The 20,870-nt window shown below is 69.3% G+C and carries 18 protein-coding genes and 1 pseudogene; 9 read left to right on the plus strand and 10 right to left on the minus strand.

Annotated elements, in window-relative coordinates:
• A partial coding sequence (locus tag ACZ3TS_RS30985) for a serine/threonine-protein kinase (RefSeq protein WP_467624448.1) occupies positions 1–2,052 on the minus strand: 2,052 nt, incomplete at its 3' end.
• A gap of 215 nt (positions 2,053–2,267) precedes the next feature.
• Here ACZ3TS_RS30985 and ACZ3TS_RS30990 point away from each other — a divergent pair.
• Positions 2,268–3,086: a TetR/AcrR family transcriptional regulator gene (locus ACZ3TS_RS30990; RefSeq protein WP_467624450.1), complete on the plus strand. Its 819-nt coding sequence runs from the start codon at positions 2,268–2,270 to the stop codon at positions 3,084–3,086.
• 97 nt (positions 3,087–3,183) lie between these two features.
• Here the strand turns inward: ACZ3TS_RS30990 and ACZ3TS_RS30995 are convergent, their stop codons facing one another.
• Entirely contained in the window at positions 3,184–4,641 is a 1,458-nt protein-coding gene (locus ACZ3TS_RS30995) for an FG-GAP-like repeat-containing protein (RefSeq protein WP_467624452.1), read from the minus strand.
• Between the two features lie 59 nt (positions 4,642–4,700).
• Between ACZ3TS_RS30995 and ACZ3TS_RS31000 the strand changes: the two genes are divergently transcribed.
• Positions 4,701–5,204 (plus strand): DUF4132 domain-containing protein, encoded by a 504-nt coding sequence (locus tag ACZ3TS_RS31000; protein ID WP_467624454.1) that lies wholly within the window; start codon positions 4,701–4,703, stop codon positions 5,202–5,204.
• Positions 5,205–5,317: 113 nt separating this feature from the next.
• Positions 5,318–6,454 carry a cytochrome P450 gene (locus tag ACZ3TS_RS31005; RefSeq protein WP_467624456.1) on the plus strand — a complete coding sequence of 379 codons (1,137 nt, stop codon included), beginning with the start codon at positions 5,318–5,320 and terminating at the stop codon, positions 6,452–6,454.
• Positions 6,455–6,712: 258 nt separating this feature from the next.
• Here ACZ3TS_RS31005 and ACZ3TS_RS31010 read toward each other — a convergent pair whose 3' ends face one another.
• Positions 6,713–7,288, minus strand: a complete 576-nt coding sequence (locus ACZ3TS_RS31010) for a cysteine hydrolase family protein (RefSeq protein ID WP_467624458.1) — start codon at positions 7,286–7,288, stop codon at positions 6,713–6,715.
• An 86-nt stretch (positions 7,289–7,374) separates the two neighbouring features.
• The gene (locus ACZ3TS_RS31015; protein ID WP_467624460.1) at positions 7,375–8,265 is read right to left on the minus strand and encodes an LLM class F420-dependent oxidoreductase; all 891 of its coding nucleotides are present in this window, start codon (positions 8,263–8,265) and stop codon (positions 7,375–7,377) included.
• A gap of 383 nt (positions 8,266–8,648) precedes the next feature.
• On the opposite strand from ACZ3TS_RS31015, the pseudogene ACZ3TS_RS31020 reads away from it, so the two are divergent.
• Together ACZ3TS_RS31020 and ACZ3TS_RS31025 are read left to right on the plus strand one after the other, a co-directional pair.
• Positions 8,649–9,105 (plus strand): annotated as a pseudogene (locus ACZ3TS_RS31020) (FAD-binding protein); the annotation flags it as partial.
• Between the two features lie 103 nt (positions 9,106–9,208).
• Entirely contained in the window at positions 9,209–10,375 is a 1,167-nt protein-coding gene (locus tag ACZ3TS_RS31025) for a hypothetical protein (protein WP_467624462.1), read from the plus strand.
• A gap of 202 nt (positions 10,376–10,577) precedes the next feature.
• Here ACZ3TS_RS31025 and ACZ3TS_RS31030 read toward each other — a convergent pair whose 3' ends face one another.
• Positions 10,578–11,006 carry an ATP-binding protein gene (locus ACZ3TS_RS31030; protein ID WP_467624463.1) on the minus strand — a complete coding sequence of 143 codons (429 nt, stop codon included), beginning with the start codon at positions 11,004–11,006 and terminating at the stop codon, positions 10,578–10,580.
• Between the two features lie 145 nt (positions 11,007–11,151).
• Here ACZ3TS_RS31030 and ACZ3TS_RS31035 point away from each other — a divergent pair, with 145 nt between their 5' ends.
• From ACZ3TS_RS31035 to ACZ3TS_RS31050, 4 genes are all read left to right on the plus strand, one after another.
• Positions 11,152–11,919, plus strand: coding sequence for an IclR family transcriptional regulator (locus tag ACZ3TS_RS31035; protein WP_467624465.1), 768 nt, complete (start codon positions 11,152–11,154; stop codon positions 11,917–11,919).
• 41 nt (positions 11,920–11,960) lie between these two features.
• Positions 11,961–13,463: a glycerol kinase GlpK gene (gene glpK, locus ACZ3TS_RS31040; RefSeq protein ID WP_467624466.1), complete on the plus strand. Its 1,503-nt coding sequence runs from the start codon at positions 11,961–11,963 to the stop codon at positions 13,461–13,463.
• Between the two features lie 400 nt (positions 13,464–13,863).
• Positions 13,864–14,181 (plus strand): hypothetical protein, encoded by a 318-nt coding sequence (locus ACZ3TS_RS31045; protein ID WP_467624468.1) that lies wholly within the window; start codon positions 13,864–13,866, stop codon positions 14,179–14,181.
• Between the two features lie 383 nt (positions 14,182–14,564).
• Positions 14,565–14,747 carry a hypothetical protein gene (locus ACZ3TS_RS31050; protein ID WP_467624469.1) on the plus strand — a complete coding sequence of 61 codons (183 nt, stop codon included), beginning with the start codon at positions 14,565–14,567 and terminating at the stop codon, positions 14,745–14,747.
• Between the two features lie 154 nt (positions 14,748–14,901).
• Here ACZ3TS_RS31050 and ACZ3TS_RS31055 read toward each other — a convergent pair whose 3' ends face one another.
• The 5 genes from ACZ3TS_RS31055 to ACZ3TS_RS31075 all read right to left on the minus strand — a co-directional run bounded on the left by ACZ3TS_RS31055 (position 14,902) and on the right by ACZ3TS_RS31075 (position 20,372).
• On the minus strand, positions 14,902–15,513 hold the full coding sequence (locus tag ACZ3TS_RS31055; RefSeq protein WP_467624470.1) for a dihydrofolate reductase family protein: 612 nt from the start codon (positions 15,511–15,513) through the stop codon (positions 14,902–14,904).
• Between the two features lie 451 nt (positions 15,514–15,964).
• A complete protein-coding gene (locus tag ACZ3TS_RS31060) occupies positions 15,965–17,722 on the minus strand; it encodes a dolichyl-phosphate-mannose--protein mannosyltransferase (RefSeq protein WP_467624473.1) in 1,758 nt (585 codons plus the stop codon).
• Positions 17,723–18,326: 604 nt separating this feature from the next.
• Positions 18,327–18,980, minus strand: coding sequence for an RNA polymerase sigma factor (locus ACZ3TS_RS31065; RefSeq protein ID WP_467624475.1), 654 nt, complete (start codon positions 18,978–18,980; stop codon positions 18,327–18,329).
• A gap of 596 nt (positions 18,981–19,576) precedes the next feature.
• Positions 19,577–19,744, minus strand: coding sequence for a helix-turn-helix domain-containing protein (locus tag ACZ3TS_RS31070; RefSeq protein WP_467624477.1), 168 nt, complete (start codon positions 19,742–19,744; stop codon positions 19,577–19,579).
• Positions 19,725–20,372: an AAA family ATPase gene (locus tag ACZ3TS_RS31075; RefSeq protein WP_467624478.1), complete on the minus strand. Its 648-nt coding sequence runs from the start codon at positions 20,370–20,372 to the stop codon at positions 19,725–19,727. Before ACZ3TS_RS31075 ends, ACZ3TS_RS31070 begins: the two co-directional genes overlap by 20 nt.
• Positions 20,373–20,870: the final 498 nt, after the last annotated feature.

The following is a 20,870-nucleotide window of genomic DNA, read 5'->3' on the forward strand; positions in this document are numbered from 1 at the left end:
GGAGTTCGAACGGACCATCACCGAAGCACGCAAGAAGAGCGACCAGAGGTGCCAGGCCGCATAGGAGAGGTCTCTACGAAACCAGGGGATTGACACGCCGCTGTCCATGAACACCTGCCCGGGGCTCGACAGGCTGGCCAGCAGGTAGGTGTGATCCGCCAGTCTCTCGATGGCCTTCTTCCTCCGCCCGATCAGGAGAAGTTGCCGGACCAGGCCCGTGGTGCGCAGAAGGTACTCCTGCCCCGCGCGGATCTCCTCGGTGTCACTGCCTTTGCGGCCGTCGAGGCCGTCCGTGCCCGCCAGGGAGCCGGCCGGCCGCAGCCGTACCGTCTCGTCCGGGACGTCGGCGTCCTTGTCCTTCAGCTCCCAGGGCCCGATGCCCGGGACTCGGATGCGCAGCTCCTCGGAGTCCGGGGAGCACAGCAGGATCTCGTTGCTGCCCGGTTTACCGCTGTACTTGTCCCGGAGCAGGAAGGCCGCCATGCCGCCGTCGGGCCGGAACATCTCCAGGGGCGGCCGGTGCCTCGGCACCTCCTGGACCTCGATCCACTCAATGCTGCCGTCCTCCCGGCGGCGGACGTCGGCGACCTGGCACCGGAAGACCTCGGCGTCCCGGATCAGGAGGTCGATCTGGTTGGTCAGCCGGATGAACTCCGCGAGATCCTCCTGCTTCTTCTGCCGGTCGCTCACCTCGTCCGGCGCGGGGATCACCAGCTCCCAGCTGCGGGCCGACGGCTGGCTGCCCTGATTCTTCGCCGTGGTGATGAAGGCAAGCTGACCGGCAGGGATCGGGATCTCCCAACTCCGCCGCGCATCCGGGTCGAAGAAGTCGCTCACCCCATGACAGAAGGCCTTTTCCCAGCTCTGGATGTCCCCGTCGTCGTGCTTGCCCAGCTCGAGACGCAGGCACTTGCCGGACAGCACCACCCTCCCGCCGGTATTGCCGGGGGACAGCAGGCCGCCGTCGGAGAAGTCGTCGTAGAGGAAGCCGAGCAGCTTCGTCACGTGCTCGCTGTTGAGGGAACTGAATGCGTCGCCGGGCTGAAGCCCCAGTGCGGTGCGCAGCCCCAGGGCTTCCATCGCCTCCATCAGCCGCGCGTTGCGCGTATTGACCACGACGAAGTACCGGTCACTGGCGTCCCCGCTGCCGGAGAGCTCTTCAAGGGAGTTGACGACGTCCCTGACCAGCGCCAACACCTCGTCGCCGCGCCGCAGTCGGTCCGTCGGCTCCTCGGCGATCAGCCTGCCGATCGCGTCCTGTTCCAGTTGTGTCAGGCGGGTGTTCGGGACGGCAGCGGTTCGTCTGCGCCTGTCCCCCACCCGGCCTTTGCTCAGCCGGTCCTGGACGAGCCGGTAGCGCTCGGCCGGGTCCTCGACGGTGCCCAGGTGCTCGATGTCCAGCATGCAGCGGGCTGCCAGCATGCCGAAGGCGAACCAGTCGGCATCGGGGCCGAACGCCTGCCGGCCAAAGGCCCACTCGGGCGGTGTCTCCCACCCGCGCCGGGTCCGCGCCACCGCGGGAGGGCGGCCCAGCCGGACGCTCCACTCGAACCCACCGAGCCGCGCGGACTCGGGGCCTGTCTCCGGATCCAGGAACACGGTCTCCGCGGACACACAGCGGTGGACGACCTGTTGCCGGTGCAGCAGGTCCAGGCCCGAGGCCAGGCGGCCGAGCATCCGCCACAGCGAATGTCGGTCGGACTGCCGTCCCGACAGCCAGGGCCAACTGCGCCGGTCGGCCAGCATGGCCGCCAGGGTCCGGTGACCATTCGTCTCGAACACCATCACGAAGCAGCGGTGCTCGTGATCGATGCCCACGTTGTGCAGCTGAAGGAGCGAACGCTCCGAGCCGGGACTGCTCCTGACCTGGTAGAGAGAGCGCAACTCGGCGTCCCATAACGCCCTTTGTACCTGGTCCGGCCCGTCGTCGGAGAAGTGCCAGGTCTTCAGCAGGTACGGTTTCACGTACTCCTCGGTGTCTTTGGCCGTCCACAGCCTCCCTTCGTCGGACGGGGAGTCGAGCGGGCGTAGGAGTTCGTAGCGCCCTCTCAAAAGGGCATCTCCCGGGCCGGGTTTCACGCATACCTCCTGTCGGCACAGGCAACAGGGCTTGTGTCCAGCCGCCTGGTGAGTCGGCCTCACATTGTGAAGGTGTTTTACTCCCTTGGTGAGCAGGGTCACAAGCGGTTCGGGCAACTTGTGGGTGAGGGGCGCCCAGTAGGGTGGCGGCAGCAGGAACATCTGCGGAGCGGTGAGGAGGTTGCACAGTGGCCACTGGCACGCCTCAACGGATGCGTGGCGGCACGCGGCGCGCACGACTGCGCGAGCAACTCATCCAGGACTGCAGGGACTCGGCCCGGGAGATCATCGCCACGGACGGACTGAGCGGTCTGACGGTGACGGCGGTGGCCGGCGAGGTGGGCGTCACACCGGCCGCCCTCTACCGGTACTTCGACGGCAAGCGCGGACTGGTGCGCGCACTGTACGGCGACATCACCGCCGAACTCATCCGTACGGTTCAGGCTGCCGTGGACCACCAGGAGCCAGACGACCTCAGTGCCAAGCTGCACGCCGCGACGCACGCCGTCCTGGTCTGGTCCGTGGCCCATCCTGGCGAATTCAGCCTGCTGATGGGGGCCGGCTTCCCGGAGGCCACCGAATCCGGGGACGAGATACCACAGGCGATCTCCCGTGCACTCGGCGGACTGTTCGCCGAGCTGTTCGCCGAGTTGGTCCGGCAGGGGCTGCTCGACGGCGAGGTCGACGAAGGGGTACCGGAAGACCTGCGGAACCAACTCGTCGTCTATCAGCAGGCCGTCAGTCCGGGACTTCCGCTGGGCGCCATCAGGGCGATGATGTACTGCTGGCGCCAGATCTACGGCCTGATCTGCATGGCCGTCAATCACCATCTCGCCTTCGCCTTCGACGACGGCTACGAGGCCATGTTTGAGGACATGATGGCTGATTTGCTGCCCAAGCTGGGGGTTCTGCCGAGTCCAAAGCGTCGATACCTGAACCTCGGCCCTGAGCAGCCTGTGGTGGCGGAGAAGTCGCGAGGAGAAGGGGTTCTTCGCAACAGCAGATGACACCCCCAACCGTTCCGGCGTGCTCGTTGGTCCCACAACGGAAGCGGCGGCGCCGGAATCCTCCGGTGCCGCCCCTTCCGGCTGTCTGTCTACGTGCTCAGGAGCCCGACATGGCGTCCCCGAACATGGGGTCGGCCCCCGAGTTCCCGATGCCCACGGACGACGCACCGAGGCTCACCGCGCCGGTGGCCGTGACGCCTCCGGTGGAGCCGCGCAGGACCCATACGGCGCCGTCGTCGCTGTTCTCGCCGGCCGCGCCCACTGACAGATCGGCACGGCCGTCCTTGTTGTGGTCGGCGAGGTGGATGGCATCGCCGAACAGGTCCGACGACTCGTTGGCGCCCGGGACACCCGAGGTGCCCTGGTTGAAGGACTGGGCGCCGGTCCCCGTCAGGCCGGAGGCGCCGCCGCGCAGCACCCAGACGTTGCCTGCGTGGGTCGCGGAGCCGATGGTCTCGAAGTTCGCGCCGACGGCGAGGTCCGGGTAGCCGTCACCGTTGACGTCGCCCGCTGCGAGTGCGCCGCCGAACGAGTCGTAGGACTCGTCCGCTCCCGGCACACCCGCGGTGTCCTGGCTGAAGACGGCGCTGCGAGTGGTGTCGACGCCCGCCGTACCGCCGTAGAACACGGTGGCGTAGCCGCCCTTCGCCGTCTGGTCCGTGACAGAGACGGAGTCGGAGCCGACGACCAGGTCGTCGTGCCCGTCGCGGTCGAAGTCGGCCACGGTGAGCGCGCCCGCGTACCCCGTGCCCGCCTCGGTCTGCAGCGTGAGCCCGGTCGAAGCGCCCCGGTAGACGAAGTTGCCCGCGGAGGACCCCACCACCACGTCGTCCGCCCCGTCGTTGTCGAAGTCCCCGTCGGCCAGTTGGACGGCGCCCTTGGGGTACGCGCCGGACTCGATGTGCGCGTCGAAGCGCAGCTTCCCGGCCACGCCGCCGGACTTGGTGAAGCCGCCCTTGAAGATCCACACGTCCTTGCCGGTGGAACCGACCGCCAGATCGGCCTTCCCGTCACCGGTGAAGTCGCCGACCACGAGGGACTGGCCGAACCGGTCGTGACCCGACGCGTTCGGGTCGCTGATCGTCGTGCCGCCTGACAGGCCGGACGAGCCGCCCCACAGGATCGTGACCGAACCGCCGTCGACATCGCCGCTGACGTCCTCCAGCGGTGTGCCCACGACGAGATCGCCGTAGCCGTCGTTGTTGAGGTCGCCGTGCGCGAGTTCGGTGCCGAAGCGGTCGGAGGTCTCCGAGGCGCCCGGCACGCCGGAGGAGCTCTGCGATGTGGTCTTGTGGCGCGCGGCGCTGATACCGCTCGACGAGCCGTAGTTGACGACTACGGCACCCGCCTTCGCTTTCCCGCCCGCGACAGCACCCGGGGCGCCGGTCGCCAGATCGCGGTAGCCGTCACCGTTGAAGTCGTCGGCGAGGCCCGACGCGGCGGCACTCGCCCCGCCGGGCAGGGTGATGAGCAGGCCACCGGCCAGGGTGGCCGCGATGGCGGCGGCGCCCAGGACGACGGGACGCCGGGAGCGCCTGTGGTGAGGCCGGGGCATGGGTTCCTCTCCAGGACATACGTGCGGACTCAGAGATGACCTCTGGTGAGCCTGAAGGGTTGTACGGGAGAGGGGAGGCAGCACTACAGCAGCGAAGTACAGACGGTCTCCCGGACGAGCTCAGGGAGCTGAAGGCGCTGGCCAAGGAGGTGCGCGGCACGTTGTCGGGCGAGCGGGCCCGCGTCGAGGCGCTGATGTCGGCCGGGCGCAGCTGGCCGTACGACGAGTGGCGCCGACACTATCGCGGCCATCCGGTCACCGGCGTCCTCGTCCGTGGGCTGATCTGGGAGTTCCAGGGCGCGGACGGTGTGTGGCGCCCGATGGCGCCGATGGGCGAACCGCACGGCGAACCCGAGCGCGTCCGGTTGTGGCATCCGATCCGGGCGTCGGCCGACGACATCAGGGAGTGGCGGGCGCGGATCGTCGCCGAGCGGCTGCGACAGCCGTTCGAACAGGCGTTCAGGGAGATCTACCTGCTCACGCCGGCGGAGGAGGAAAGGGTCCATCGCCCGCGGCGGGGCAGTCGCGGCGGCCGGCCGCCCGGCTACGACCGCGAGACCTGAACCTTCGACGACTACGCCTGGAACGGCCGCCGTACGACACCGTACGTGCTCAAACGCTCAATGCTCGCCAGTGATCACCGAGGTTGCCGGATCCGTTCATCTAGTCTGGCCGTATGATCACGCTCGCTCAGTTGGCCGAGGACCCTCACCCTCACCTGGCCCGACTCCGGGACACCGCCCCGGTGGCGTGGCTTCCGGCTCTGGGCGGATGGATGGTCACCTCTCGGGCCCTCGCGCTCACCGTGATGCGCGACGCCGAGACGTTCACCGTGGACGACCCCCGGTTCACCACCGCGCGGGTCACCGGACCCAGCATGCTCTCCCTCGACGGGCCCGAACACGCCCGCCACCGGGAGCCGTTCACCGAGCCCTTCCGCCCGGGCGCCGTTCACGGATCCTTCGCGGACACCGCGCGGCACGAGGCGGACCGCCTGCTCGACGGCCTCGCCGGACGCCAGGAGGCCGAGCTGCGGCGGGAGTTCGCCGGACCACTGGCCGCCACTGTGATGGCGGAGGTACTGGGTCTGGACGGCGTCCCCGTAGCCCAGGTGCTGCGCTGGTACGACGCCATCGTTCACTCCGTGCACGAGCTCACCGAGGGCCGTTCGGCTGGTCCCGACGGCCCCGCTGCCTACGCGGCGCTGCGCTCAGCCGTCGCCGGCACGGTGGACGCCGGGGCGCCTCGCTCCCTGCTGGTCACCGCCGCCCAGGCGCTGGACCTGTCGGACCTGGCCGCCAACGCGGCCGTCCTGCTCTTCGGCGGAATCGAGACGACCGAAGCGATGATCACCAACCTCGTGCTCCACCTCCTGAGCGTCCCTGAACAGTTGACGGAGCTTCAGGCGGAGCCGGAACTGATGGACAACGCGGTCGAGGAGTCGCTGCGGCTCGAACCCGCCGCCGCCGTGGTCGACCGGTACGCCACCCGGGATGTGCAGCTGGCCGGGGCGGATATCCGCGAGGGCGACCTGGTCACCGTCTCGCTCGCCGCAGCCAACCGCGACCCCGAGGTCTTCCCCGACCCCGACCACTTCGATCTGCGCCGCCCCAACTCACGACAGCAACTCGCCTTCGCCCACGGTCCGCACTACTGCCTTGGAGCCCACCTGGCCCGGCTGGAGACCCGCATAGCGCTCCGTTCCTGCCTCGACCGCCTGACCGGACTGCGCCTCGACCCCTCTCGGCCGGCCGCCGCCCATGGCCTTGTCTTCCGCAAACCGCCTGCCCTGTGGGTGCAGTGGGCAGCTTGATCGGCGCGGGTTGGGGAATCCGCGGAACCGGCCGGGCGAAGGCCGGCGACCGACCAGGGTGTTCAGCCGGTTCGCCGGGTGGCCGGAGCATCCACCGCTCGCTTCGTGCCAGGCTGCCGGGCGCCTCGATCGGCAGAGCGCGCCCGGCCTTGCGGACCGCACGGCATTCCCCTGCAGCGCATAGTGATCGCTTGGGCGCCGGCCCCTGTTCGTGTGCGGCGGCCCCGTCGCACACGAAAGGGGCCCGGCCTCGGCCGCTCAGCCCGAGTTCTCCGCCTCGGACGCCTCGAACGTCACCTCCGCCGTGTCGACGGTCCCGCCCCGGCGCCCGGGTGCGCTCTGCCACTTCCAGTAGAGATTGGTGTGCGCGATCACCTGCTCCGGGGCCGGCGCGCCGTACTCGGTGAGGTCCTCCGTCGTGTGTGCATCGCCGACAAGCGTCACGTCGTACCCGCGGACGATGCCCCCGTGGAGGGTGGAGCGGATACAGGCGTCGGTCTGGGCGCCCGTGACGACGAGCCGGCCCACGCCGCGCTCGGCGAGCACCGCCTCCAGCTCGGTGTCCTCGAAGGAGTCGCCGTAGAGCTTGTGGACAAGCGGTTCCTTGTCGTGGCGGACCAGCTCCGGCACGTACTGCCAGCTCTCACTGTCCGGCTTGAGCTGGTCGTCGGAGTGCTGCACCCAGACCACGGGCACGTCCTCCGCGCGGGCCTTGTCGATCAGGGTGTTGATGTTCGCGATCACGCTGTCGCGGTTGTGGCTGCCTGCCACCACCCCGTTCTGCACGTCTATGACGAGCAGCGCGGTGTGCGGCCGGTCGGGCAGGGTCGTCATGGGAGCTCCGTTCTCGTCAGCGATCCTGTGCCGGCTCCACGGTAGGGCGGACCACTGACATTGACGGAGCGTATTCGGGCGTTTCGTCAGCGCAGCAGCTCGGCCAGGCGGCGCCAGGCGGCCCGGGGGAGCGAGTCGCGCGACCCTTCGTCGAGCACTTGGAGGGCGACGTGGTCCGCGCCCGCCTGACGGAAGGCCTGGATCTGTGCGCGGATCCGGTCGTCGTCGCCCCAGGCGAAGAGCGCGTCGACCAGGCGGTCGCTGCCGCCGTTCGCGAAGTCGTCCTCGGTGAAGCCGAACCCGAGGAGGGCCTTCGTGTAGTTCGGCAGGCCCAGGTAGAAGGCGAGGGTGTCACGGGCCGTGGTACGGGCGCTGTCCGGGTCCGTGTCCAGGATCACCTTCGTCTCCGGCGCGAGAAGCGGCGCGTCGCCCAGGGTCCCGCGGGCCATCGTGGTGTGTTCCACCGTCATCAGATACGGGTGCGAGCCGGCGGCGCGGTCGCGGGACAGCTCCAGCATCTTCGGCCCGAGCGCGGCCAGGACGCGGCGCCCGGCGGGCACCCCGGCGGCGTCGAGTGCGTCCAGATAGGCGACCATGGCCGCGTACGGGCGGCGGTACTGGTCCGCCATTTTGGCGTGGCTCACGCCGAGTCCCAGCAGGAAGCGCCCGGGGTGGGTCTGCTCCAGCTCGTTGAAGTGCGCCGCTGTCTCGGCGGCCTCGTACTGCCAGATGCTCTGGATACCGGTCGCCACGACGAGGCGCGAGGTCGCCTCGATCAGCGGCACCGCGTGGCGTACGGCGCTGCTGCCGCCCAGCCAGACGGCGCCGAAGCCGAGTTCCTCCAGTTCGGCGGCACCTTCTGCCAGTTCGCCGCGCCGGGCCGGGTCCTCCGAACGCAACCCCACACTCCAGATGCCGTACCGCCCGACGGTCTCCTTCAGCAGACTGCCGCCGCCGGCGCTCGTGACGTCGCTCATCGGTTCAGACTCCTCCGTACTCGTGCCGTGCCCTGCCCGTGGATCACTTGATCACAGCAGAGCCGAACGGGCAGCCGTTGTGGGGTATTCCACGCCGGAGATACTCCCAGTGAGTCATATGCGGCCGAGAACGCCGGGCGCACCGGGTGTGCGCACACCGCGTCGTCGGCGTTCGCGCGGGTCACCGCCGGGGTGGGATGACCTCCCCGGAGCCTGCGCCGTTCGGAGTCTTCACGCGGCGCACCCCTTGGCTTCACAAGACCCCCGCGCGACGTTCCCTGACGCTACATCAGAAACCCGGCCACGCTTCGGGGAGTACCGCACCGTACCGAGATCACGCGCAGAACACCGCACGCGCCACCGTCCCCGCGCCCCCGGTCCCCGACGCCTGTGACTCCGGCGCCGCCCACAGGGCCTGGACCCTGGACGCCCTGGCCGGTCGGATCGGCGTCCCCGCCGCCGTGCTGCGCACCACCGTCCATCGCTTCAACTCCCTTGTCCTGAAGGGCAAGGACACCGACTTCCACCGCGGCGACAGCGCGTACGACCACTACTACACCGACCCCGCCGTCCTCCCGAACTCCTGCCCGGCGCCTCTGTGGTTCGCCCCGTACTACGCCTTCAAGATCGTCCCGGGCGATCTGGGGACGAGGGCGGGATGCGCACCGACGCCCGGGCGCGCGTGCTGCGGCCGGGCGGCTCGGTGATCCCGGGTCTGTACGCGGCCGGACCTCCAGTGCCGCCGTCATGGGCCGCAGCTACGTGGGCGCGGGCTCGACGATCGGCCCGGCGATGACGTTCGGGCACGTCGCCGCGTTGGACCTCGCGACAGTGCAGTGAGGCCCTTGCCGTGGGGGAGTCCGGTGCAAAGCCATGGGAACGGGCTCATATAGGCTCCTCGCTTGGGTTCCACACAGTCCGCGAGTGCCCGGGAGTGTTCCCTGTGACCGTAGCGATCGACCCGTCCGGGGCGGCCGGTTCGCCCGATGACGAGAAGTCCGCGAAGGAGGCGTCGATCGTCGGCGTCCCCGCCGCCGGGGAGCCTTCCGCAGACGAAGGGTTCTGGGTCGAGCCGGGAGCAGCCGGTGCCGGGGAGCCGTCGTCGGCGGAGTCCGAGGTGGCCGAGACGGTGGCGCGCGACGCCCGTGAGTTCGGGGTGTACGCCCGGACCGGCGGCTGGGCGTTCGCGCTGAAGGTGGCGCGCAGCGTACGGCCCGGCGGGCAGCCGGCCGGGGAGACCCCGAAGATCTCCGCCAAGCGCTTCGCGGAGCTGGCAGGGTGCTCCGCGGAGCGAGTCATGCGCTACTACAAGGCGTGGGACAGGGCGGCCGACGACGGTCTCGTACCGCATTTCGAGATCCTGGTCCCCGGCCAGGAGATCGAACTGCCGGACTCCGACGTGTGGCACTCGTACTACGCCTCCCGCTCCAGCGCCGCCTCCGAGCGCGGCACGGCCATCGCCGCGGCTGCCGAGGCCGAGGGCATCCGGCCGACCAAGGCGCTGGAGGTCGCCGAGAACCCCACCGCGCTCCGCGCGGCCATCCTCGCCGACCCCGCCACCGCCCAGACCGCCCGCGCCGCGTTGCTCGACCGGCTCAGGGAGGACCCGGCCCTGCAGACCGAGCTGGCCCGTGACATCGCGCGAACGGACGAACTGAAGAAGGCGGTGGCCACCGAGACCCGGGCCGCGGACCGCATCGGCTATGTGCGGCAGATCATCGAGAACGGCCAGGTCAAGACCCCGGCCGGGCAGACGATCGACGCGCCCGCCGAGCTCCGCGCGGAGGCCGAGCGCCATCTGTCCCTCATCGACGAGCTGGACGACGGCGAGGAGGCCGGACCGTGGGCCACGGAGGCGTACGACACGGTGAAGGAACTCGTCGCCCAGGCCGTGGAGGCCGATCCCGAACTGCGCCTTCAGGAACGGCGTACGAAGTTCTACAGCAGCCTGCAGCGTGCGACGAAGGTCTTCGAGGAGCTGACCCTCGATGACGCCGACGACCTCGACGACCTTTACGAGGACGACATGCTCCAGCGCCTCGAGGAGCTCCAGGCAGCCATCGGCACGTGCATCTCGACGCTCCGCAAGGCGGCTCCCGCACAGCCGTGACCTTACGGTGCGGGGCCCGACCGGCCCGGGCGCCGCAGGCCGACGAGAGGTGATGAGGGCCGCAGAGACCGTCGCATACCACCGGTGAGGAGGGGACCGGGATCTTCGGTGCGACGGTCCACGCGTTTCTGCTCGGGAAGGTCATCGCGGGCTTCGAGTACGGCGAGGGCGGAGCCGACCCGGGTGGCGACCTGCCGGGCGATCAACCCACGAGCAACTCGGCCCATCGACTGGACCCGCCGGAGTGCACTACCACACCGCACCTGGCCGACAGCGCGGTGACGATGCAGATCCCCCGGCCGTGCTCGTCCGGGTCGATCCTGGAGGCCGACAGCCCGGCGGGAGCGGCAGGCCCCGTGTCGGTGACCTCGACCCGTACGGCCCTGTGCCCGTCCACCCGGACTCTGGACAGCCGCAGCGAGGCCGGCGGCAGGGCATGGACGACCGCATTGGTGAGCAGCTCCGAGATCACCAGGAGCACGTCGTCGGCGACGTTCCCCGGCAGGTTCCAGCTGGTGAGCACCCTGTCCGCGCGTCCGCGTACGGCCGAGACGGCCCTGGGGGCATGCGGGAGCGGAAAGACGTATTCGACTCCCTCGCCGGGTGCGGCGCTGAGCTGCGCAACTGTCATGTACCCTCCTCTGCCCGTCGCGCTGTCGGTCGGCTGCCGGGCGTTCTGGCACGCTAGGGACGGAAATGAGCCGGGTCAATGAACCGGGGTCGGCATTACCGAACGCTGTCCTGAACCGGGGCACGATCCGGACTAGGATCGCTTCATGGCCGGCCCAGTCCAGTCGATCGAGAGGGCGGCGGCGATCCTGCGTCTGCTCGCCGGCGGTCCGCGTCGGCTGGGCCTCGGCGAAGTGGCCTCCTCGCTGGGGCTGGCCAAGGGCACCGCCCACGGCATTCTGCGCACCCTTCAGCACGTGGACTTCGTGGAGCAGGACGAGGCGACGGGAAAATACCAGCTCGGAGCGGCGCTGCTGCACCTGGGCACCAGTTACCTGGACGTCAACGAGCTGCGGTCGCGCTCCATCAACTGGGCCGACGCCCTGGCCGCCCGCAGCGGGGAGGCCGTCCGTCTGGGCACGCCCCTGGAGGGCAGGGTGCTCGTGGTCCACCACGTCTTCCGGCCGGACGACACCTTGCAGACCCTGGACGTGGGAGCACTTCTGCCGCTGCACGCCTCCTCACTCGGCAAGGTCCTGCTGGCCTTCGGGGCCGAACCTGTCGAGCCGCTGCTGGAGACCGGACTGGAGGCGTACACCCGGCACACCCTGGTGCTCCAGGAGGACCTCAACCGGGCGCTCGCCGAGGTCCGCGAGCTCGGCTGGGGCGCCGAGGTGCAGGAAATGACCATGGGTGAGGCCGGAGTCGCCGCGCCGATCCGGGGCCACGGCGGCCTCGTGGTGGGCGCCATCGGAGTGTCCGGTCCGGTCGAGCGGATCTGCGACAGCAAGGGCCGGCCGCAACCGCCCCTGATCACCTTTCTGCGGGAGGCAGCGCGGGCGATCTCCAGAGACCTGGGCGCGGCTCGCTGGTAGCTCCCGGCGCCGCCGCGACGCTTCGGAAGGCAGGCCCGATCATGGTTGAACGGTATGTGATGTCCATCGACCAGGGCACCACCTCGACTCGATGCATCCTGTTCGACCACCGCGGCCGACTGGTGTCGGTGGTCCAGCGAGAGCACCAGCAGTACTTTCCCCGGCCCGGCTGGGTCGAGCACGACGCCTTGGAGATCTGGCGCAATCTGCAGCGCATCGTCCCCGAGGCGTTGTCCAACGTCGGCATCGACGCCGGGCAGATCGCCGCCATCGGGATCGCCAACCAGCGCGAGACGACGGTGCTCTGGGACCGGCGGACCGGCCTCCCGTTCGGCAGGGCGATCGTCTGGCAGGACACCCGTACCGCTCCGCTCATCGAGGACCTGAGAAAACAGCCGGGGGACGAGTTCTTCCTGGAACGCTGCTGTCTCCCTCCCTCGACCTACTTCTCCGCACCCCGGATCCGCTGGCTGTTCGACCACGTCGAAGGGCTGGAACAGCGCGCCCACGACGGCGATGTCCTGTTCGGCACGATGGAGACCTGGCTGATCTGGAACCTGACCGGCGGTCCGGACGGCGGCCTGCACATCACCGACGCCACCAACGCCAGCCGCACCATGCTCATGAACATCCGGACGCTGACCTGGGACGGAGAACTGATGGAGTTCTTCGGTGTCCCGCGTGCGATGCTGCCGGAGATCCGGCCCTCGATCGAGAACTACGGTGAGGCCAGTACGGTGCTTCCGGGCGTCTGCATGACGGCGGCCCTCGGCGACCAGCAGGCGGCCCTGTTCGGACAGACCTGCTTCTCGCCCGGGGAGGCGAAGTGCACCTACGGGACCGGCAGCTTCCTGGTGATGAACACCGGTTCCGACCTCGTACGGTCCCGGCACGGGCTCCTCACTACCGTCGCCTACAAGATCGCGAACCAGCCCACGGTGTACGCCCTGGAAGGCCCGATCGCCGTCACCGGCTCGCTGGTCCAGTGGTTCCGCGACCGTCTGGGCCTGATCAACAGCGCGCCCGAGATCGAGACCCTGGCACGTACCGTCGAGGACAACGGCGGCTGCTACATCGTTCCAGCGTTCTCCGGTCTGTTCGCACCCCACTGGCGCAGCGACGCCCGCGGCGTCATCGTCGGGCTCACCTCCTACATCACCAAGGGCCACCTCGCGCGGGCCGTCCTCGAGGCCACCGGGTGGCAGACGCGTGAGGTCGTCGACGCCATGAACGCCGACTCCGCGCTCGCTCTGAAGGAACTCAAGGTGGACGGGGGCATGACGTCCGACAACCTGCTCATGCAGTTCCTGGCCGACGTGCTCGACGTTCCCGTAGTACGCCCCCTGGTCGCCGAGACGGTCTCGCTGGGCGCGGGCTATGCCGCCGGCCTCGCGGCCGGCTACTGGTCGGACCTGGAGGTCCTGCGCCGCAACTGGCACCGGGCCGCCCAGTGGCTGCCGGACATGGACCCCGAACGGCGGGAGCGCGAGTACGAATCTTGGCAGCGAGCCGTCGAGCGGTCCCTGGGGTGGATCCGGCCCTAGGAACGCTGGTGCTCCGGCTCGCTCTGGCGACGCGCGTGCTGTCTGCCGGCGCGCAGGGGACATGATCGGCCCGGCGCGGCAGACGGGATCGTCCCGCTCCGGACGCACCGCCATGCCCCCGGCTTGTGGTTGAAAGTTGCATGACATCGGCAGTGGCGCCTTTTGTTCCCATTGATGCGGTGACGTCCGCCAAGGCCATCTGGCTCACCTTTCAGGTCTTTGTGCACGCTACGTCCGAGCCATGTCTTCCATTCCATTCCCGCTGATTCAGGTGATTTGTTTCACGCGGGTGGTTCATTGTTCAACTACGTGGGAATGCGTAGCTTGAACAGCGCCGGGACAACGGCAGGTCCCACCGTTCGCAGTCACAGAGCGATGGGCTGTGCAAGGAGGAATGACCATGAACAAGCTGGCGCGGCGTCTCGCTACCGCAGGCGTCTCCGCTGTATTCGCCGGAGGCGCTCTCTTCGCCACCGGTGGCTCCGCGATCGCAGCCACCCCTCAGGCAGCCGGGCACGCCCCCGTTCGCACCCCTCTGGTCGAAAACACGAAGATCGTCACAATTCGCGACGCGCACCGCACCGACCCCTGGATCGCGGACCAGCTCGCGATGATCGACCCCTGGATCACGGATCAGTTCGAGCTGTTCGCCCCCTCGGACAATGCCGGCCATAGCTACGTCCTGAGGGATCTTCCGGCCGCGGGCTACCGCCGCTGACGCCAGGTGCCTGCCGACCGCGCCGTGGGCGATGCGCCTGGGCGAGATCCGAGGCTCGGCAGAGCCAGGACGTTCTACGAAGGTCCGCGGGTGAGGACTGGACGCCGACTTCGTCGCCGGTGAGGGCGTTCGCGTGGTGCGGTCGACCTCGGCCGGTTCGCGGTGCTCGATCTTCCTCTACGCTCCGGCTGTGATAGTGCGCTGCCACCAGATCCTCAGCCCTGTCAGCGGTGAGGCCGTGCCGGACCATCCGGGCATACGGATCGGAGCGGAGTACCCCGTTCTGGAGATCATCACCACAGCAGGTCGGGTTCTCCTGCGTCTTCCAGAGCAGGGCTACAGCGGAGGGTTCAGAGAAAACCCCGGGGCTTGGGGACGCGGCCATGTTCACGGTCGTCGGCGACAGTCTTCCGAGGTGCTGGGTTACCGACCTCGACGACGGAAGGTTGACGCTGGCGCCCCCCGAGTGGCAGCGACCTGGGTTCTGGGATGACTACTTCGACGGTGTGCCGCAGGCGGTCGCAGAGTACGACCGTCTGCGGGCCGAAATCCTGGCCCAGGCTTGACCCCTGTCTTGCAAGCCGGCATTCGCGTCGGCAGCGGGCAGCGGGCAGCGGGCCGCTTCAGCTGACGGCAATGTGATGGCAACGGCGACGGACGTTACGGTACGCAGCGGTAGGTCACGGCTGTCGACCTCGGTGGCAGTCCGGCGCCAGGGGTCTACGCGTCGACCCCGTAGGTCCCGTACTCCGGAAGTCCCGTCGATTCGAAGACGTGCACCGACAGGCCGCCCGGTGTCGTTTGAGGGCTGACCAGTCGCAGACCGGCCGGTGCGCCGCCGTCTGGGAACAGGCGTCGGCCCTGGCCCACCACGACCGGGGCGATCACGACCCGCAACGTGTCGATCAGTCCGGCGGCCAGCAGGGACTGGGCCAGTCGGGCGCTGCCGTGGATCTGCAGTTCGCGTCCGGTCTGCCGCTTCAGTTCGGCGACCTGGGTGGGGATGTCGCCGGACAGGATCGTGGCCGGGTTCCAGTCGGCCTTGGTCAGGCTGTGGGAGGCCACGTATTTCGGCAGGCCGTTCAAGATGCCGGCGAAGGGGTGCTCGGTCATCTTCGGCCAGTCCCGCGCGAAATTGCGGTAGGTACGGTGGCCAAAGAGGAACGCGTCCGCCTCGCCGAGCCAGGTGCCGGCCAGCCGCTCGAACTCCTCGTCCAGGTACGGCACGAACCAGCCGCCCCGCGTGAACCCGTCGCTGGTGTCCTCGTCCGGGGACCCCGGGCTCTGCGAGACACCGTCGAGCGTCAGGAACTCCTGCAAAACCAGCTTCATCGAGCATCACTCTCTTCGGCTGCTATGGCCGATTCAGCCTCTTCGATGGGGGTCGCGACCGTCCCTACTCCTTGGACGTCGTGACACGCGGAAGAGACGGCGTCGAGCCCTACTTCGTCGCGTATTACTCGTGCGGATCAGGAGGGCGTGAGGGGGGTGGATGCGGAGCCATTCGGTGTCCCGGGGCCCAGCGGATTCGGGGATCCCTATCCGGCCACCCCCCTTGGCCGCCATGTTCCTCTTCGCGAACATCGAACCGGCTCATCCCTGCACTGGAAGCTAACACCCGCCACTGACAACGCCATCCGGGAGTTCAGCGCCAGCGTCCCCGCCGGGCCGCCCCTGGGTCGTCTGTGGGCCCGTCCAAGGGCGGCCGACGACGACCGATGAGACCCCCGACAAGCGTCCGCCGCAGGGGCGCATGTCGGCGCATCTCCAGGCAGAACGGCAGCTAGACCCAGGTATCCAGCCACATCCGCGACCGCCAGTAGTCGATCGGGATCGTCGCGCCCGTGTACAGGGGCCAGAACTGGATGAAGTTCCAGAGGACCAGGAGCGTGAGTGTGCCCGCGCTCACCAAGCCATGGAGGCGGCGTCGCCGACTGGCTCCAGGCGGTCCGATGAGGGCACCGGCCGTCATCGCCACGGTCAGGCACAAGTAGGGCAGGAAGACGACCGCGTAGAAGGAGAAGATGGTGCGGTCCTGGTAGAGGAACCAGGGCAGCCAGCCCGCCGCCACGGCGCACAGGATGGCGCCGGCGCGCCAGTCGCGTCGCAACGCCCACCGGTACAGCAGATACACCAGGGCGCAACACGCCGACCACCACAGCATCGGTGTGCCCAGAGCGATGATCTCTCGCACACAGCCACCGGATGCCGCGCAGCCGTGCTGTCCGTAGGGTGATTGCTCGAAGTGGAACGGCACGGGGCGACCGAGCACCGGCCAGCTCCAGGGATGTGACTGGTACCGGTGGGGCGTCTCCAGCCCGACGTTGAACTGGTACACCTGGTGTTCGTAGTGCCACAGGCTGCGCAGGGACGCTGGAATCCACGCCCACGTGCCGCCCCGGCCGTCCGCCCAGTGCCGACCATACCCCTTGTCGGACAGGAACCATCCGGTCCATGTCGTCACATACGTGGCCAGAGTGACGGGGATGAGGGACGCCACGGACCAGCCGAGGTCCTTGCGCAGCGCCGCGCGGTACGGGTGCCCTGCACCGGCGACGCGGCGGGAGGCCACGTCCCACAGCAGGGACATCGCCGTGAAGCCCAGCAGGAAGTAGAGAGCGTTCCATTTGCTTGCCGCCGCCAGGCCCAGGGAGACTCCGGCAGCCAATCGCCAAGGTCGCCATCCCGTGCCGGCCCGGTCGGCTGTGCGCCGATCCGGCCTTACGCTGCCCATGTCGTCCCTTGGCAGCGCCTGGACCAGCCGTGCCCGTGCCCAGTCACGGTCGATCAACAGGCAGCCGAACGCGGACAGGACGAAAAACATGACAACGATATCCAGCAGCGCGGTGCGGCTCATCACGTAGTGCAGGCCGTCCACGGCCATCAGCAAGCCGGCCAGGCAGCCGAGGAACGTCGAGCGGAACAGACGCCGTCCGATGCGGCACAGCATCAGCACGGACAGCGTGCCAAGGAAAGCCGTCATGAAGCGCCAACCGAACGGATCGAGGCCGAACAACCACTCACCGACTGCGATGACGTACTTGCCCAGCGGCGGGTGCGCGACGAACGCCCCGGTGTCCGAAAGGGGGATGACCTGGGGGTCGGCGATGATCTGGGGGTCGGCTGTCTTGCGGTCCGGCCACACACCTTCGTAACCGAGCTGCAGTTGAGCCCAGGCGTCCTTGGCGTAGTACGTCTCGTCGAATATCAGCTCGTGAGGCCGGCCGAGTCGCCAGAAGCGGATCATTCCGGCGAGGGTGGCTATCAGCAAAGGTCCCAGCCAGCCAGTGGCCTTGACGGCACGGTGGGCGACTTCCGCAGGACAGCCCAGAGCCTGCCACAGACGAGTCGGTGGTTGAGGGTAGCCCGGCGTCAGGCGTTCCGCTGTATCCGTCCGCGGAAGTGCCACGTAACCGAAGCGGCGCAAGCGGTCCACCCATGCCGGGGATTCACTCAACGCTGCCCGCTCGGTGTCGCAGCCGCAGTGCTGCCTGCCCGGACGCTTCCGCTGCCGGCCGTGCTCAGCGCGCAGTACGGACATGCCTGAACCGGGCTGCTCGCCAGGCCGCTCTCGTTCCCCCACCACCACACCTCTCACTCATGGCCCAGCTCGTCACGAGTCCTCCGACGACCGGGGTGTCGCGGTCGGAGGGCGCCGCGACGGCAGCCGCCGCAGGCCCGGCGGAGACCAGGCGCGCGGCGGCGCGGGCGGCCGGAACGTGCGCGCGATCGATCTCATGTTCCTTCCTTGCCCCTCGGGCTCGAAGGTGCGGGGGAGCGGGTCGGTGACGTGTGCGCACTTCCTGACCTGCCCGACCGGACCCCGGAAGGAGCGCTTGGGGACGGTGACGGCTCCCCTGCCACGGGCTTCGTGGGTGCGCCGCTTTGGGACTCGGACGGACGCGCGGGCTCGATCGGCCCGAACGGCTGACGTCCGATCACAGCGAGCAGGATGCATACGGCCATTGCCACGAGGCCGAGGCCGAAGGGGACGACGCGTCGCGCCGGGAATCGCGGTCGGGCGCGTCCCGTGGGTGGGAAGGCGGGCCGCAGGTCGTTGACCTCGACGATTCGGGCCTTCGCGTCGAGAGCGGCTCGCAACCGGTCTTCGAGCTGTTCATGCCTGAGTTGAGGACTTGATCCGTTCACCGCGCTGCCCCCAGGTGTCTGCCCAGGGCGTCCAACGCCCTGCTGGCCGTGGACTTGACCGCCCCGCGGGACAGTCCGAGTGTCTCGGCGATCTGCGCTTCGGAAAGATGCGCCCAGTACCGCAGCACGAGAACCTCGCGCTGGCGTCTGGTGAGTCTGCGCAGTGCGTCGAGGACCTCGCGGTGCTCTTCTCGCAGCAGGACGTGCTCTTCCGGCGGCGGAGCGTGGCCCTCCCTTTCAGGGACATGTGCGCGTGCGGTTCTGCGCCGACGCAGCACCGACCGCGCGCCGTTCACGACACTCGTCCGGACATAGGCCGCCGGGTCGTCCACGCCGGTCAGACGGGCGCCGTGCTTGCGGAAGAGCGAGGCGAACGCGTCCTGCACCAAGTCCTCGGCCGTGGGCAGGTCATCGACCAGCAACAGCGCGAGCCGGACCAGTTCCAGCCGGCGGTCATGGTAGAGCTCGTCGATTCCCGGCGTGCCGTCCGCCGCGTACGCGGCGGGGGATCTACTCGAGGAGGGTCGCGACAAGGCAGGGTCGGGTTGTTGCCGCCTCTGCACCACGCTGCGAAGCAGCCGTGCCCATCCGCTTCGTACCGTGTATCTCGTCAGGAAGGGCAGTGGGAAGGCGTACATGGCTGTCGTCATGGTTCTCCTGGACGTGACGGGCCGAGGTCGGAAACGGGCGGGCGGGCTTGCCGCAGTGTCCGGCAACCTCCTTCGCCGCGTAGGGGTTACCGCGGCGGAACCGGCGCGGTAACGGCAACGTCCGAGGCACAGGCACAGGCCGGACCGCCGTGAGCTGGTGCCGATCCGCCGTCGACCACATGGGAAATGCGGCAGGGCGGGGCATGACGTGCGGACATGACGGTTCCTCAACGATCTCGGCTGTAGCCGGCAGTTGCTGCTGGTCGTGTGTCTGCTGGCGGGTTCCCACGGGACGGCCCTTGAACGAAGGCGCCTTCACCTCGACAGACGTGTGGACCGGGCCCAGGTTGCAGGTGGTGGAGAGAGTCAGCGCGAAGATTCGGTGTGATCTACGCCACTTCAGAGTTTGCCCGTTGCTGGGAAGGCCGCGGCTCTGACGCATCGCGGCACCGCGTGGCGGCCCTCAGGGACTCCGGAGGAAGCAGCCGGCCGCCGGGACGACCTGGCCCAGGGTCTTGGTGCAGACGTGCCGACCGTGCGGGGCCGTCGGCGACTCGCCGTTCGGCAGCTGTCACGGGGCTCCGGTCTGCGGCCCGTCACCCGTGATCCCGGCACGGGCCAGACAGCGGGCGAGGTCCGAGCGTGAAACGGACGCCCAGCTTGCGGTATATACGGGTGAGATGCGCCTCGAGCGTCTTGCGCGACAGGAACAGCGACGCGGCGGCCTCGACATCGCTGAGTCCCTCACCGATGGCACGCGCCACCTGGAGCTCCTGCGGCGTGAGCATTGCCACCGGTGGCGGTTCGTTCCCGTGTATGACGGATCGGCCCACTGCAGGTCGTCGACAAGGACCAGCCATGGCCCCACGCCTCGCCGGCGGCGGCCAGGACGCCGAGCGCGCCCGCACACGCGGCGTACGGGTTCGCCTCGGCCATGTCCGCGAGCGCGAGACAGCCCTCTACGGCTCGCCGCTGGGCCGGCGGCAGCTCGCCGAAGTGGCGGCGGAGCGGCAGCAGGACATCGGCCAGCACCGCGTACGGCAGCACGGCCTCCGACTCCACCCCGCCGGCCCATAACACCCGGGCGCCTTGGCAGCGGGCTGCCGCGTGGCGCAGCATCGTGCTCTTGCCGATTCCCGGTTCACCGCTCAGCAGCAGAGCTCCGCCCCGATGGGGCAGTGCGTCCACCAGGCCGGCCACCCGGTCGCGTTCGGCGCTCCGTCCGACGAGGGCGTCGGGTCCGGGGACGGGCGTCGCCTCGTCGGGTGCGGCGGTGACCGAGACACAGCACGGCTCGTGTCTCGCGGTGGGCGTCGACCCGTTCACACCCATGTCGCCCGGTGCGCGGACCGCTTGCCCTTCCGGCGCGCCGGTCATCGTTGTTTCGTCCATGACGCCCCCGGTTGCCTACCGCTCCCTGCGGACGTCCGTCACTTCTCACCAGAGTGCCCCCGGGAGGATGATCGGCGTGGGCGGTCGGGCCTCCTGGTCCGGGGTCGCGCGCGGTCCCCGTGCCACAGGCAGGGACCGGCACCCGGCGGCGACAGTGGATCGCCGTCGTACGACGGGCGCCGCCTGAGGCCATCGGCCGCACGAGAGCGCAGACTCCTCTGGTGGTACGGGGTCCGCAGGGCCCGGGGCCCGGCAGCATCGTCGAGACCGCGTGCCCTACGCCCCCGCCAAGAGCCCTACGGCCGCCTCCGTACGGTGCTGGCGCGATGGTGCCGAGACCCTGCCATGTGCATTGCGTATGCGTCCCACGCCCCCGTCGAGCTGCTTCGGCGGGGGCGCACGTCCGCTCTAGTGATTGCCTCGAAGCGCGGGGCGTCCCGGTCTGTGGAGCCTGCGCGCATGGACCTACGACAGCAGCAGCGGAGCATGGCTGTGAGT

It is taken from the genome of Streptomyces sp. NPDC022910 (genome assembly GCF_055561075.1).

What these genes read in the sequence shown, in the direction of transcription:
- ACZ3TS_RS30995 (WP_467624452.1), bottom strand. Translation starts at nt 4,641, where the DNA reads ATGCCCCGGCCTCACCACAGGCGCTCCCGGCGTCCCGTCGTCCTGGGC.
- ACZ3TS_RS31005 (WP_467624456.1), top strand. Translation starts at nt 5,318, where the DNA reads ATGATCACGCTCGCTCAGTTGGCCGAGGACCCTCACCCTCACCTGGCC.
- ACZ3TS_RS31010 (WP_467624458.1), bottom strand. Translation starts at nt 7,288, where the DNA reads ATGACGACCCTGCCCGACCGGCCGCACACCGCGCTGCTCGTCATAGAC.
- ACZ3TS_RS31015 (WP_467624460.1), bottom strand. Translation starts at nt 8,265, where the DNA reads ATGAGCGACGTCACGAGCGCCGGCGGCGGCAGTCTGCTGAAGGAGACC.
- ACZ3TS_RS31030 (WP_467624463.1), bottom strand. Translation starts at nt 11,006, where the DNA reads ATGACAGTTGCGCAGCTCAGCGCCGCACCCGGCGAGGGAGTCGAATAC.
- ACZ3TS_RS31035 (WP_467624465.1), top strand. Translation starts at nt 11,152, where the DNA reads ATGGCCGGCCCAGTCCAGTCGATCGAGAGGGCGGCGGCGATCCTGCGT.
- glpK (WP_467624466.1), top strand. Translation starts at nt 11,961, where the DNA reads ATGGTTGAACGGTATGTGATGTCCATCGACCAGGGCACCACCTCGACT.
- ACZ3TS_RS31045 (WP_467624468.1), top strand. Translation starts at nt 13,864, where the DNA reads ATGAACAAGCTGGCGCGGCGTCTCGCTACCGCAGGCGTCTCCGCTGTA.
- ACZ3TS_RS31050 (WP_467624469.1), top strand. Translation starts at nt 14,565, where the DNA reads ATGTTCACGGTCGTCGGCGACAGTCTTCCGAGGTGCTGGGTTACCGAC.
- ACZ3TS_RS31055 (WP_467624470.1), bottom strand. Translation starts at nt 15,513, where the DNA reads ATGAAGCTGGTTTTGCAGGAGTTCCTGACGCTCGACGGTGTCTCGCAG.
- ACZ3TS_RS31060 (WP_467624473.1), bottom strand. Translation starts at nt 17,722, where the DNA reads ATGTCCGTACTGCGCGCTGAGCACGGCCGGCAGCGGAAGCGTCCGGGC.
- ACZ3TS_RS31065 (WP_467624475.1), bottom strand. Translation starts at nt 18,980, where the DNA reads ATGACGACAGCCATGTACGCCTTCCCACTGCCCTTCCTGACGAGATAC.
- ACZ3TS_RS31075 (WP_467624478.1), bottom strand. Translation starts at nt 20,372, where the DNA reads ATGGACGAAACAACGATGACCGGCGCGCCGGAAGGGCAAGCGGTCCGC.